Origin of the sequence: Paraoerskovia marina DSM 21750 (genome assembly GCF_000701465.1) — a bacterium.
Lineage (GTDB): Bacteria > Actinomycetota > Actinomycetes > Actinomycetales > Cellulomonadaceae > Paraoerskovia > Paraoerskovia marina.
Window position 1 is genome coordinate 462,895 of the sequence record NZ_JNIY01000004.1, and the last position, 13,588, is coordinate 476,482.

Sequence of the window (13,588 nt, forward strand, 5' to 3'; positions counted from 1 at the left end):
GTTCCTGGTCCGTCGCTGCCGCGATCGGCGCCCTGCCCGGTACCCTGCGTGGGTGCCTGATTCCTCGCCGACCTCGTCCGCCCACGAACCCCGCGTCGTCGCGGTCGTCGTGGCGTTCAACCGCGCTGACCTGCTGCGGGAGGCGCTCGACGCGCTCGCGGGGCAGGACCGTCCGGTCGACGCCGTCCTCGTGGTGGACAACGCGTCGACGGACCACACGGCGAGGGTCGCGGTCGAGCACCCGAGCGGGCCCGTCCTGCTGACCCTTCCCCGCAACACCGGTGGTGCGGGCGGGTTCGCGGTCGGGATGGCGCACGCCGTCCGTCGGCTGGACGCCGATCTGGTGTGGGTGATGGACGACGACACGATTCCCGGCCCGCATGCGCTCGCCGGGCTCCTCGAGGCGCGGGAGGCGTCGCCGGTGCCCGTGACGATCCTCGGCAGCCGGGTCGAGTGGGTCGACGGGCGCGAGCACCCGATGAACACCCCGCGCCGGCGTCCCTACGAGCGCGACGGCGACACGGTCGCCGGGGAGGCGACGTCCTCGGTCCCGGTGCGTTCGTCCTCGTTCGTCTCGATGATGATCGACGGCGGGGCGATCCGGCGGTTCGGTCTGCCCGTCGCCGACTACTTCATCTGGAACGACGACTTCGAGTATTCGGCGCGCCTGCTGCGCGACGGCACCGGACTGCACGTGCCCACGTCCGTCGTCGAGCACCGTACGAAGGTCTTCGGTGCCACGGACGTCGACCCGGGCGAGCGGTTCTACTACGAGGTGCGCAACAAGGTCTGGATGATCACGCGGTCGTCGGCGCTGACCCCGGGGGAGCGTGTGCTGTACACCGGCGCCGCGATGCGGCGCTGGGCGCGCACGGTTTCCGCGTCCAAGGCGCGCGGCGTCCTCGTCCGTGCCGGTTCGCGCGGGTTGCGTGACGGGGCCCTGCGGCGTCCGAAGAGCTCGACGACCGTCCTCGCCGGGATGGGGGACGTCAGCGACGACGTCGCAGCGGTCGAGCGTGGAGCAGGGCGTGCCTGACTTCTCCGTCCTCCTGCCCGTCTATGACGGCGACGACGCGGAGTTCGTCGAGCGCGCCTTCGCGTCGGTGTCGGTGGAGCAGACGCTGCGGCCGACGGAGATCGTGGTCGTCCGGGACGGACCCGTCCGTCCCGCCCTGCAGCGGACCCTCGAGGCGCTGCGCGACGGCTCCGAGATCCCGGTCGTGCTCGTCGAGCTGCCCGAGAACGGTGGCCTCGCGCTCGCGCTCGAGGAGGGTCTGGCCCGGTGCTCCCACGAGATCGTGGCACGCCAGGACGCCGATGACATCTCGGTCCCGCACCGGTTCCAGGTCCAGGTTCCGATGGTCGTCGACGGCGCCGACGTCGTCGGCTCCGCGATCCGGGAGTTCGCCGTCGAGGGCGACCTGGGCCTGCTGCGCGTGGTCCCGGTCGACCAGGTAGCCATCGAGCGCTACGCGCGGTTCCGGTCGCCCTTCAACCACCCGTCGGTCGTCTACCGCAAGAGCGCGGTCGCGCGCGCCGGCGGCTACGAGGACCTCCGGCTCATGGAGGACTACTGGTTGTTCGCGCGGATGATCGCCGGCGGGGCGCGGGCCCGGAACGTCGCCGAGCCGCTCGTGCAGTACCGCGTCGGCGCCGGGGCGTATGCACGGCGTGGCGGCACGCGGCTGTTCAGGTCGGAGCTCGAGCTGCAGCGCAAGATGCACGCGGCCGGGATGACGTCGCGGTGGGGGTACGTGCGCAACGTCGTCGTGCGCGGCGCGTACCGGTACGTCCCTGAGCGGATCCGTCGCGCGGCCTACCGTGCCGTCGTCCGACATGACGCCGCTGCCCCGGCCGCGGCCCGAGAGGAGTAGCAGTGGACGCCGATGTGGTGGTCGTAGGTTCTGGGTTCTTCGGTCTGACCGTGGCGGAGCGGTTGGCGGTCGAGCACGGGCGCAAGGTGCTGGTGATCGACCGGCGTTCGCACATCGGTGGGAACGCGTACTCGGAGGCGGAGGCGCAGACGGGGATCGAGGTGCACCGGTACGGTGCGCACCTGTTCCACACGTCGAACGAGCGTGTGTGGGAGTACGTGAACCGGTTCACGTCGTTCACGGACTACGAGCACCGGGTGTACACCACGCACCGGGGCGAGGTCTTCCCGATGCCGATCAACCTGGGCACGATCAACCAGTTCTTCCGGTCGGCGCACGGTCCGACGGCGGCGCGTGCGTTGATCAAGGAGCTGTCGGCCGAGCTGGGGGGCAGGACGCCGCAGAACCTCGACGAGCAGGGGGTGTCGTTGATCGGGCGCCCGTTGTACGAGGCGTTCATCCGTGAGTACACGGCCAAGCAGTGGCAGACCGACCCGCGTGAGCTGCCGGTGTCGATCATCTCGCGCCTGCCGGTGCGGTACACGTACGACAACCGTTACTTCAACGACACCCACGAGGGGTTGCCGACCCACGGGTACACGGCGTGGATCGAGCGGATGGCGGACCATCCGAACATCGAGGTGCGTCTGGACACGGACTTCTTCGACTTGAGCCAGTCTGTGCACAAGGCGAACGTGGTCGGCAACGTGCCGGTGGTCTACACCGGGCCGGTGGACCGGTACTTCGACGGTGCGGAGGGTGAGTTGTCCTGGCGGACGCTGGACTTCGAGGAGGAGGTCCTGCCGGTCGGGGACTTCCAGGGGACGCCGGTGATGAACTATGCGGACGCGGACGTGCCGTACACGCGGATCCACGAGTTCCGCCACTTCCACCCCGAGCGGGAGTATCCGACGGACAAGACGGTGATCATGCGGGAGTTCTCGCGGTTCGCCGAGGGTGGGGACGAGCCGTACTACCCGATCAACACCGCCGTCGACCGCGAGCGCCTGAAGGCCTACCGCGAGCTCGCCAAGGGTGAGAAGGACGTGCTTTTCGGTGGCCGCCTCGGTACGTACCAGTACCTCGACATGCACATGGCGATCGGTTCGGCGCTCTCCATGGTCGACAACAAGCTCACGCCGTACCTGACCGCGGGCGTACCGCTGCACTGACCCGCGGGGCGCCCGCACGGCAGTCGCACGGGCGGGCGCGGCGGTCGCACGGGCGGGCGCGGCGGTCAGCCAAGCAGGTCGGTGTCGACCCGTTCGGTCGCGACCAGGCGTGCGCGGCGGTCGGGGTCGGCGCGCAGCTCGGCGGCGACGGACGCCGACGCGAGCACGAGCGACCCGTCCCGGACGAGCACGCCGACCACGCGCAGGAGCCAGGGCACGAGGCCGGCGTCCGGTGCCTCCAGCAGTGCGCGCGCACCGGCCGGGACGCCCGTCGCGGCGTCGTCGGCCGCGGCGACGATCTCGCCGTGCGTGATGCGCCTCGGGGCGGTGACCGCCGGAGCGTCGGGGTCGACCGGCGGTGCCCATCCGAGCTGGTCGCCGTAGGTCATGACCGCGCTCGCGGCGTCGACGGCCGAGGCGGGCAGCTCGCCGTCGAGGGACCGGGCCAGGGCCGGCAGCGCGACCGCCACGACGTCGCGCCCGGAGACGGTCGCGGGGGAGGTCGTCACGACGACGTCGCCGGTGTCACCCTCGACGACCTCGGCGCCGGTGCGCCACGCGGCGAGAGACCAGACGAGCGAGCGCCAATGCGGAATCACATCAATTGCAATCACGCAACTTGAACTCGCGTCGAATTCTTCGACGAGAAGATTCGTTGTTTTCGTGACCCAGTTTTCGACCACGGCTGCGGAGAGCTCGACGCGCTCGCCGCCGTCGCCGTACCACGTCACGCAGGGACGCCCTGCACGGGTGCGGAGACGGACGAGCAGGTCAGTGATGTGCGGAGGCAGTGGAGTCGTCACCCGGAGAGCCTATCGTCGTCGGTCCGGGTGAAGATTCTGTCGAGGATGTCCGGAACGCACGGCGATATCACACGTTCGGCTTGACGACTCCGCATGACACACGTGTAATTCACCTATTGGGGTTTCCACAACCATGAAGGGGCACAGCATGTGGAACGTTCTTGACGGGGCGGACGGATTTCCGTCCGACACCATGACACCGGCCGAGCCGGTCGCGCCGGTCCTCTCGATCTTCGGCGACGACGCCGTCGACGAGACGCTGCTCGGCTGGCAGGAGCGCGCCCTCTGCGCGCAGACCGACCCGGAGGCGTTCTTCCCCGAGAAGGGCGGATCGACCCGGGAGGCCAAGAAGGTCTGCATGGGCTGCGAGGTCCGTGTCGAATGCCTGGAGTACGCGCTCGAGAACGACGAACGCTTCGGGATCTGGGGCGGACTCTCCGAGCGCGAGCGCCGCAAGCTGAAGCGCCGCGCCGTCTGATCCGGGGGCTTCGGCCCGTGCGACGCGCGGACCTGAAATCCCTTGCACCACGAAGTTCGGGGCGCATGATGAACGCAGCATGACTACCTCGGACATGCTCGGCCACTCCCGAGCGGAAGACTCGACCGACGCCCCGTACGACGCTGTCGCAGCGCTGACGGGAGCGGTACCGTGCGTGGCCACGGTGACCGCGGTCGTCGTCACCGACGGCCCCAGCCCCTTCTTGTCGCGCACGCTCGCGGCACTCGCGGCCCAGGAGACCTCTCCGCACGAGATCGTCGTCGTGGACGTCGGAGCCGCCGACTCCACCGGGGACTACGACGACCTCTCGCTCGGGCAGACGCGGTTCGTCGCCGCCCCCGGCGCCCGTACCTTCGGCGCCGCCGTGAGCTCCGCGCTCGCCGAGGGCTCGTCGTACCGCTGGCTGTGGGTGCTCCACAACGACGCCGCTCCCGCCCCGGACGCCCTGGCGCGGCTCCTCGACGCGGTCGAGCACAGCTCGACGGTCGCCGTCGCCGGCGCCAAGCAGGTCCTGTGGGACGACGGCGAGACCCCGCGCCTGCTGCACGTCGGGATCACGACGTCGCCGCTCGGGCGCCGGATGACCGGGATCCAGCCCGGGGAGATCGACCAGGGCCAGCACGACGGACGCTCCGACGTCCTGGCCGTGAGCCTCGTCGGTGCCCTCGTCAGGCGCGACGTCTGGGAAGACCTCGACGGGACCGATCCCGAGCTCGGACCGTTCGGGGACGGGCTCGACCTGTGCCGTCGGGTGCGGTTGGCCGGCCACCGCGTCGTCGTGGTCCCCGGGGCCGTCGTCCACCACGCCCAGGTGACCCTCCGCGACCGACAGGTCCTGACGTCCGGTCGCCATCGACACCGCGACGACGACCCGTCCTTCCGCCGTCGGCGGCGGGCCGAGCTCTACCAGCGCCTGACCTGGGTGCGCGGCTACCTGATGCCCGTCGCGCTCCTGGCGATGCTGCTGTGGGGTCCGGTGGCCGCCATGTACCGGTTGGCGATCAAGCAGCCGCGTCGCGCGGCCGACGAGATCGTCGCCCCGTGGCTGGCTGCCACCTCCACGGTCGCGGCGCTCCGCGCACGGTCGCGGCGGCGTCGTACCTCGGTGATCCGCCGGGGGGCACTCCGTCCGCTCGAGGCGACGTGGGGTGACGTGCTGCGCGCTCGCAGGGACGCCCGGCTGGCCTGGAACGAACGCCGCCGTACCCGGCGTGCTCCCACGGAGATCGAGCGGGCCGAGCTCCGTCAGCTCGCCGTGCGGCGCCGGACCGCGCTCTCGGTGGTCGCCGTCGCGCTCGTCGGGCTCACGGCGTGGATCTTCGGGCCCGTCCTGGGGCTGCTGGCCGCGGGTGGACGCCTGGTCGGTGGTTCGGTCCTCACCGCTCAGAGCGATCTCGGCGACCTGTGGAACGCGGCGACCGGGGGGTGGGTCTCGACGGGCCTGGGTGCGGCCGGACCCGCCGACCCGCTCCTCCTGTCGCTCGTCCCGCTCTCCGCCGTCCTCGGACTCCAGGCGTCCGTCAACCTGCTGCTCACGGCCTCCCTGCTCCTCGCCGGCCTGGGTGCGTGGGCGGCTGCCGGCGCGGCGACGCGCTCGGTCTGGCTCCGTGCGCTCGCGGCTCTGGTCTGGACGGCCGCGCCGCCGTTGCTCATCGGTCTCGGCGAGGGCAGGCTCGGCGCGGTCCTCGCCCACGTGATGCTCCCGTGGGTGATCCTCGGCGTGGTCCGGACGGTCGGCGCGCAGGCCGTCGACCGGGTCGCCGCGGTGACCCCCCACGAGGACGAGCCCGCCGTGGAGACCCGGACCGGGTCGATCGGTGCCGCTGCCGCGGCGGCCCTCGCCTTCGCGGTGGCCGTCGCCGCCGAGCCGATGCTCCTGCCCGTCGGCCTGCTCGCGCTCGTGCCCGTCGCGCTCACCGCCTCCGTGGGTCGTCGACTGCTCCTGCTCGTCCCGCTCCCGGCGGTGCTCGTCTCGGTCCCGCTGCTCGTCGAGGTCGTCGTGACGTGGACCGAAGGAGGGTGGCGGCTTCTCGCAGCCAGTCCGGGCGTACCGGTGGCGTCCGCTCAGGTCGAACCCTGGCAAGTTCTGCTCGGCCTGCCGGCGCGACCGACCCCGTGGTTCGGCCTCGAGGACGGTGCGGTCGGGACCGCCGCCGGGATCGCGCCCTACCTTCTCGGCGCATCGCTGGTCTTCGGTGCCGTCGTGGCGCTCGTCCGGCGTGGTCGCACGGCCGGGGCCCGCGTGCTGTGGCTGCTCGTCGTCCTCGGGGCCGTCGCTGCGCTCGGGGCCCAGCTCGTGACCGTGGCGGCAGACGTCGACGGTCCCGTGCGCGGCTGGCCGGGGGTCGGGGCGTCCCTCGTGGTCGCCGGGCTCCTCGGCGCGACGTTGCTCGCCCTGCGCGGACGCCGCGACGGCCAGGCCCCGGAGCCCGTCGACCGCACCCGCCGCGCGCGACGGGTGCACGGCCTGGTGGCCGCGGTCGTGGGCACCGTCGGTGTGGTCGTCCCGGCCGCGACCGTCTGGGCCTGGCAGAGCGACGTCGTCGACCCGTCGACCGGGTCCGTGGGTGAGCTCGTCGCGACCGACTCCACCGTCGTGCCGCCGGTCGGCCGCCAGATGCAGCAGGCGCCCCGGCAGGCCCGTGTGCTCACTCTGCAGATCGCCGACGACGGAGCCGTCACCTATGCGCTCCTGCGGGCGGACGGCAGCCAGCTCGTCGACTCGTCGGCCGCGGTGCACCTGCGCGACGTCCGCGAGGCGGGTGCCGACGACGGGCTGGCCGACGTCGTCGCCGACCTCGCCACGGCCGGTTCCTCGCAGGCTCCCGAGCTCCTGACGCACCTGGGCGTCGGCGGGGTCGTGGTTCCCGAGGTGGAGCAGTCCACCCGTGCGCGCTCGGAGATGATCGCGCGCATCGACACGGTCTCAGGTCTCGAGCGTGTGACCGAGGGCCGCTCGTCTGTGCTCTGGCGCGTCGTCGCTCCCGAGGCGACACGTGCCTCGGACGACCTGGTGGGCCCGGCGTGGGCGCGGATCGAGGCGGGGGACGGCACCGTCGAGAGCTATCTCGACGCCCGGTCCTCGACGGTGGAGGGCTTCGTCGCCCCGGGGGCCGCAGACCGTCGCGTGATCATCGCCGAGCACCCGGACGCCGGATGGACCGCACACCTGGACGGCCGGGCCCTGACCGCGGTCGACGCGGACGGGGTGCAGGCCTTCGAGCTGGGTGCCGACGGCGGGCAGCTCGACATCGCGTACGACTGGCCGTGGCGGCTGCCGTGGCTGGTCGGGACAGGACTGGTGCTCGTGGTGATCGGACTTCTCGCGCTCCCGGTCGCGCGACGGCGGGGGGTGGCCCGATGAGGCGGCCCACGCGCACGACCGTGGTCTCCGCCGTCACCGGTGTCCTCGTGCTCGCCGGCGCCGGCGCCGTGGCGGCGTTCGGCGACGACGTCCCGCTGGACCCGCCCGGTCTGGCCGTCGAGCAGACGTCGATCACCGTCCCGCCCCTCGCTCGCACGCTCGTGTGCCCTGCGCAGGTACGGATGACCGACGACGAGTCGGTCGGGGACAGTGCCTTCACCACCGAGCTGGACACGACGAGCGCGGCCGTCGCCGGCGTCGTCGGGGATGCTCCGGCCACCGCCGGAGCGCTCGGGGAGGACGGCGCCGACGTACCGCGCGGGGGCGGCGCGGCCGTCGTCGAGACCTCGCCCGCGACGTCGGCGTCGTGGATCACGATCGAGCCCGACGGCGGCGGTGACCTCGCCGCCGGAGCTGCACGGTCGACGACCACCACGGGTGACCTTCGCGGGCTCGCGGCAGGGGAGTGCCGGACCGCCGGCATCAGCCAGTGGCTCGTCGGGGGCAGCACCGAGGTCGGCAGCTCCTCGCAGCTCGTCCTCCAGAACCCGGGGACCACCCCGGCGGCGATCGCCGTGTCGGTGTGGGGGCCTGCCGGACGTGTGGCGGTGACGGGCTCGGACCGCTTCGTCGTGCCGCCCGGCGAGCAGATCGTCACGCTGCTCGAGGGCGGTGCGCCGGAGCAGCCGCGCACCGTCGTCCACGTCGAGGCGGAGGGCGGCCTCGTCACGTCCTACCTGCAGCACTCCACGGTCGACGGGATCGTCGCCGCCGGCGTCGACCTCGTCACCCAGGGGGCGGAGCCCGCGACCGACCTGGTGGTGCCCGGGGTCGTGAGCCTCGGGGAGGATGTCGGGGCCGAGACCGAGCCCACCCTCCGTCTGCTGGCGCCGGAGGTCGACGCGACGGCCACGCTGACGCTCTACGGGCCCGACGGCGAACGCGCGGTCCCCGGCATCGAGTCGATCGACCTGCCGGCGGGCCGGGTGGTCGACGTGGGGCTCGGAGGGCTCGAACCCGGCCCGTACACCGTCCGGGTCTCGGCCGACGAACCGGTCGTCGCCGGCGTCGAGCTTCTGCGCGACGGAGACCCGGACCCCGACTCGACCCGCGGCGGCGTCCAGGTCGACCGCGCGTGGATCTCGGCGCAGGCCGCCGGGACGACCGGCGGGACCGCGGCTATCCCCGACGGGACCCGCGCGCGCGTCGTCGTCGCCGGCGAGCACGCCACCACGGCCACCCTTACGGGGTACGACGACGCGGGCGAGGTCGCCGGGACGAGCGACCTCTCGCTGGTCGCCGAGTCGTCCGTCGAGGTGCCGGTCTCCGGCCTCGGCGACGACGTCGCGCTCGTGACCGTGGAGGGAGCGACCTGGAACGTGCTCCTCGACGCCGGGGATCCTGCCCCGGACGCGGAGGACGGCGCCCCGGGCTCCCTCCTCTCGGCGCTCACGCCCGTGCCCGCCGGCGCCGGGCCGCAGGACGTCGTCGTCCGCGTCGACGAGACCGTCGGACAGGGCTGAGCCCGTTCGCCTACGGGTCCTCGCGCCCGAACATCGGGTCGATCTCCTCCGGCCTCCGGCCCAGGAGCTCGGCCACCTGCTGCACGACGACGTCGCTGACCATGTCGGCGAGGTCCGCCCGGCCGGTGGCGCGGCTCTCGATCGGACGACGGAAGACGACGATCCGTGCCGGCTGGCCCGACTCCGCGGGGTGGCACCGTCCGAGGCGGACACCGATCGGCTCCCACGGGTGCGGGTCCGAGGGCGGGACCGTCTCCACGGCGAACTCCGTACCGCGCAGCTCGTCGCCCCAGGCGGCCTCCACCCGCTCGACCGCCGCCAGCACGTAGCCGTCGAACCGGTCGCTCCGGCTCAGGTGTGCCGGCACCGACGGGGGGATCAACGGTCCGCGGACGCCTCGCCCACGACGGTCCCGCCGCCTGCGGGGGCCCGCGACCTCCGCCGGGACGACGTAGGCGAGGTCCGGCGACGGCTCGGCCCGCGCCGCCCACACGGGTGTCGACGGCCTGGGAGGCTCGGGCGACTGCTGCTGGCGTCGACGGAAGGAGGGCACGGACCGAGCCTAGGCCAGGTCCGTCCGGCGTGTGCGGGCAACGGCCGCTCCGCGAGGGGCGTATGGTCGGCCCGTGAAGTCGGTCCGTCAGTGTTCTCGCACCGCGTGCACCCGCGCCGCGGTCGCCACGCTCACCTATGTCTACGCGGACTCGACCGCCGTGCTCGGTCCCCTCGCGCACCTCGCCGAGCCGCACTCCTACGACCTATGCGCCGACCACGCCGAGCGTCTGACAGCGCCCCGCGGATGGGAGGTCGTCCGCCTCTCTCCGGAGTTCGTCGAGTCAGGGCCCAGCCAGGACGACCTGTCGGCGCTCGCCGACGCGGTGCGCGAGGCCGGGATGCGGACCGACTCCCCGGAGCCGGAGAACGTGGCCGAGGTCGGTCGTCGAGGACACCTGCGGGTGCTGCGCGCCGACGGCTCCTGACCCACGCACGGATAGGGTGGGTGCGTGAGCGACCTGACGCAGATCATCAAGGCCTACGACGTGCGCGGCGTCGTCCCCGACCAGTGGGACGCGGAGGTCGCCCGCGCCATCGGTGCCGCGTTCGCGCGTGCGGTGGTGATCCCGGAGTGGGCGCACATTCCCGCGGACGGTGAACCCGCCGAGCCCGCCGACCGCCCCGGCATCGTGATCGGGCAGGACATGCGCGAGTCCGGGGACGCCCTCGTCGAGGCGTTCGCCGACGGCGTGGTGTCCGCGGGAGTCGACGTCGTGCGTATCGGTCTCTGCTCCACCGACGGGCTCTACCACGCCGCCGGGGTCCTGGAGCGTCCGGGGGCGATGTTCACGGCGAGCCACAACCCGGCGCAGTACAACGGGATCAAGATGTGTCGCGCCGGTGCCCGCCCGGTCGGACTCGCGTCCGGGCTCGCCGAGGTGCGGCGGCTCGCGCAGGAGTACCTCGACTCCGGGTTCCCCGCGCCGTCGCCGACGCCCGGTGCCGTCGGCCACCGCGAGATGCTCGCGGAGTATGCGGCGTATCTGCGCGCGCTCGTCGACATCCGCGGGATCCGCCCGCTCAAGGTCGTCGTCGACGCCGGCAACGGGATGGCCGGCCTGACCGCGCCCGCCGTCCTGGGCGACGCGGCCGGCCTCGACCCTCTGCCGCTCGACGTCGTCCCGCTGTACTGGGAGCTCGACGGCTCCTTCCCGAACCACGAGGCGAACCCGCTCGAGCCGAAGAACCTCGAGGACCTTCGCGCCGCCGTCGTCGAGCACGACGCCGACCTCGGTCTGGCGTTCGACGGGGACGCGGACCGGTGCTTCGTCGTCGACGAGCACGGCGACCCGGTCTCGCCGTCCGCCGTGACGGCCCTCGTCGGCCTCCGCGAGGTCGAGCGCGAGAAGGCCGAGGGGCGCACCCCCACGGTGATCCACAACCTGATCACCTCGCGGGCGGTCCCCGACTTCCTCGGTGCCGCGGGTGCTCGCGTCGTCCGCACGCGCGTCGGGCACTCGTTCATCAAGGCCGAGATGGCGGACAACGACGCCGTGTTCGGAGGAGAGCACAGCGCTCACTACTACTTCCGCGACTTCTTCTTCGCCGACACGGGCATGCTCGCCGCCCTGCACGTCCTCGCTGCGCTCGGCGAGCAGCCCCACGCGCTCTCCGACCTCGCCGAGATGTACGAGCCGTACGTGTCCTCGGGGGAGATCAACTCGACGGTCGACGACGTCGTCGCGGCACGAGAGCGTGTCGTCGACGCCTACGTGACGAACCCCGGGGGCGGGGAGGTCGAGGTCGACGAGCTCGACGGGCTGACCGTCTCGCACTGGGACTCCCACCCGCAGTGGTGGTTCAACCTCCGCGCCTCCAACACCGAACCCTTGCTGCGGCTCAACGTGGAGGCGGCCGACGAGGACATCATGATCAAGGTGCGCGACGACGTCCTGTCGCTCGTGCGAGCCACCACCGACGAGAACTGAGGACCACGATGACCGAGAACGTCGACCCCTGGGTCATGGACATCCTGCGCTGCCCTGTCACGGGTGCCACGCTCGTCCCCGCCACCGGGCCCGACGGCTCACCGGAGCTGCGCTCGACCGACCCCGACCGCCCGCTGGCGTACCCCGTCCGCGACGGGATCCCCGTGCTCCTCGAGACGGACGCGCGGGAGCTCTGAGTGCCGCACACCGATCTCCAGCGGCTCCAGCTGCCGCGCGACGGCGAGGACCGGTCCACGGATCTCTACTGGCGCGGAGAGTCGGTGACGCGCGACGGTGACGCACTCCTCGTACCCGCCGGCGGCACGCTCGACCTCGGGACCTGGTTCAACGCCGCTCCCGTCGGCTGGTGGCGGTCCCTCCTCGGGTCCGGGCACCTGCGCCTGCGCGTGCGCGGCCGCGGGGCCCTGACCGTCTTCGCCGGGACGGCAGGGCGGACGCCGACCACCGGGACGCGAGACGTCGTCGGGCGCTACGACCTCGACGGCACCCGCGAGCTTCATCTCCCGCGGACCGAGGGCACTGACTGGTACTGGATCGCGCTCGAGGGGGGCGCCGACGGCGGACGGCTCGAGGCCGTCGAGTGGGCGTCGGGCGGGGGACTCGGCCGCAACCGGGGCCGGGCGACCCGGGTCACCGTCGTCTCACCGACCTATCGCCGCGAGACCGACTGTCTCGAGCAGGTCGTCCGGCTGCTGGACCCCGCGCTCGCCGAGACCGTCGGTCATGTCGTCGTCGTCGACCAGGGCGACTCGCTCCGGGCGGCCGACACGCACGGCGTGCTCGACGACGCGAGAGTCGTCCTGATCGAGCAGCCCAACCTCGGTGGTTCGGGAGGGTACGGGCGAGGCATGCGCGAGTCGCTCCGCTGGCCCGACGACCCCGTACTTCTCCTCGACGACGACGCCGAGATCGCCGGCGAGTCCCTCCGGCGGCTGCACGCACTCTCGATGCAGACGCGGGAACCCACGATCCTCGGGACCGGACTCGTCTCGGCCGAGGACGGCACCACGCTCGAGGCACTGGCCGAGAAGGTCGACCGGCGCACCTTCCACTGGGGCGCGGCCGACTGCGTCGCGTCCGAGCCCGTCGACACCGGCTCACCGGACCGGTGGTCCTTCACCCACGCGTCCGACCGCGCCGAGTACACCGGCTGGTGGGGGACCTTCCTCCCGGCCGGCACCGTGGCACGGCTCGGACTGCCCGCCCCCTACTTCCTCAAGTGGGACGACGCCGAGTACGGGCTGCGTGCCCGGCGTGCAGGGGTCTTGGTCGCCGCCGTGCCGGGCATCAACGTCTGGCACCCGACCTGGGCCGCCAAGGGGTCTCTCTCGTCGTGGTCCTCCTGGCCCATGCACCGCAACCGGCTCGCGACTGCCGCGGCCTACGGGTCCGGCCGCGGGGTCGTGCGCGACTCCCTGCTGCACCAGGTCAAGCACGTTCTCTCGCTGCAGTACACGACCGTCGAGCTCTGGAACGCGGCGCTCGCGGAGGTTCTCGACGGACCGGGCTGGATGTCCGGCGACCTGACCGCCGTCCGGCCGCGGGCGCAGGCGCTCCTCGACGAGCTGCCGCCCGCGCGCAGCGTGCCCGACGGAGGTCGGGTCGTGCGCCTCCCGTCCCCGGCGGAGTTCGGCTGGCGCGACGGCCTGCGAGCGTCGGCGGTCGTCTTCGAGGACGGTTCTGCGCCGCTCGTCCGTGACCGCGCGCGGGCACGGAGGTTGCTGTCGACGACGTTGAGGCTCCACGGGCGAGCACTGCGGCGTTGGCGCTCGCTACGGTCCGCGTACGCCGCCGCGCTGCCGCAGGAGGCGGCTGCCGAGGCGTGGGAGGCGCGGTTCGATGGCTGACC

The 13,588-nt window shown here is 72.8% G+C and carries 12 protein-coding genes; 10 read left to right on the forward strand and 2 right to left on the reverse strand.

What is annotated here, in order from left to right; genetic code table 11:
- Positions 1–52: 52 nt before the first annotated feature.
- Genes Q343_RS15440 through glf form a run of 3 tightly spaced genes read left to right on the forward strand, consistent with a single transcriptional unit; the run spans position 53 to position 3,046 of the window.
- A complete protein-coding gene (locus Q343_RS15440) occupies positions 53–1,036 on the forward strand; it encodes a glycosyltransferase family 2 protein (protein WP_029253109.1) in 984 nt (327 codons plus the stop codon).
- Positions 1,029–1,874, forward strand: a complete 846-nt coding sequence (locus Q343_RS15445; protein WP_043109912.1) for a glycosyltransferase — start codon at positions 1,029–1,031, stop codon at positions 1,872–1,874. The genes Q343_RS15440 and Q343_RS15445 overlap by 8 nt, the downstream gene beginning before the upstream one ends.
- Before the next feature lie 2 nt (positions 1,875–1,876).
- Positions 1,877–3,046, forward strand: coding sequence for a UDP-galactopyranose mutase (gene glf, locus Q343_RS0108260; RefSeq protein ID WP_029253111.1), 1,170 nt, complete (start codon positions 1,877–1,879; stop codon positions 3,044–3,046).
- A gap of 65 nt (positions 3,047–3,111) precedes the next feature.
- Here glf and Q343_RS0108265 read toward each other — a convergent pair whose 3' ends face one another.
- The gene (locus Q343_RS0108265) at positions 3,112–3,849 is read right to left on the reverse strand and encodes a TIGR03089 family protein (RefSeq protein ID WP_248616786.1); all 738 of its coding nucleotides are present in this window, start codon (positions 3,847–3,849) and stop codon (positions 3,112–3,114) included.
- A gap of 148 nt (positions 3,850–3,997) precedes the next feature.
- Between Q343_RS0108265 and Q343_RS0108270 the strand changes: the two genes are divergently transcribed.
- The 3 genes from Q343_RS0108270 to Q343_RS0108280 all read left to right on the forward strand — a co-directional run bounded on the left by Q343_RS0108270 (position 3,998) and on the right by Q343_RS0108280 (position 9,235).
- Positions 3,998–4,327, forward strand: coding sequence for a WhiB family transcriptional regulator (locus Q343_RS0108270; RefSeq protein ID WP_029253113.1), 330 nt, complete (start codon positions 3,998–4,000; stop codon positions 4,325–4,327).
- Between the two features lie 79 nt (positions 4,328–4,406).
- Positions 4,407–7,712, forward strand: a complete 3,306-nt coding sequence (locus Q343_RS0108275) for a glycosyltransferase (protein ID WP_081829717.1) — start codon at positions 4,407–4,409, stop codon at positions 7,710–7,712.
- Positions 7,709–9,235 carry a DUF5719 family protein gene (locus tag Q343_RS0108280; protein ID WP_155990683.1) on the forward strand — a complete coding sequence of 509 codons (1,527 nt, stop codon included), beginning with the start codon at positions 7,709–7,711 and terminating at the stop codon, positions 9,233–9,235. The genes Q343_RS0108275 and Q343_RS0108280 overlap by 4 nt, the downstream gene beginning before the upstream one ends.
- 10 nt (positions 9,236–9,245) lie before the next feature.
- Here the strand turns inward: Q343_RS0108280 and Q343_RS0108285 are convergent, their stop codons facing one another.
- The gene (locus Q343_RS0108285; RefSeq protein ID WP_345940094.1) at positions 9,246–9,788 is read right to left on the reverse strand and encodes a metallopeptidase family protein; all 543 of its coding nucleotides are present in this window, start codon (positions 9,786–9,788) and stop codon (positions 9,246–9,248) included.
- Between the two features lie 73 nt (positions 9,789–9,861).
- On the opposite strand from Q343_RS0108285, the gene Q343_RS0108290 reads away from it, so the two are divergent.
- From Q343_RS0108290 to Q343_RS0108305, 4 genes are read left to right on the forward strand one after another with little or no spacing between them, the layout of a single operon-like run.
- Positions 9,862–10,215: a DUF3499 domain-containing protein gene (locus Q343_RS0108290; protein ID WP_029253117.1), complete on the forward strand. Its 354-nt coding sequence runs from the start codon at positions 9,862–9,864 to the stop codon at positions 10,213–10,215.
- A 24-nt stretch (positions 10,216–10,239) separates the two neighbouring features.
- Positions 10,240–11,718: a phosphomannomutase/phosphoglucomutase gene (locus tag Q343_RS0108295; RefSeq protein ID WP_029253118.1), complete on the forward strand. Its 1,479-nt coding sequence runs from the start codon at positions 10,240–10,242 to the stop codon at positions 11,716–11,718.
- An 8-nt stretch (positions 11,719–11,726) separates the two neighbouring features.
- Entirely contained in the window at positions 11,727–11,915 is a 189-nt protein-coding gene (locus Q343_RS0108300; RefSeq protein ID WP_029253119.1) for a Trm112 family protein, read from the forward strand.
- Positions 11,916–13,586: a glycosyltransferase gene (locus Q343_RS0108305; RefSeq protein ID WP_029253120.1), complete on the forward strand. Its 1,671-nt coding sequence runs from the start codon at positions 11,916–11,918 to the stop codon at positions 13,584–13,586.
- The last annotated feature ends 2 nt before the right edge of the window (positions 13,587–13,588 follow it).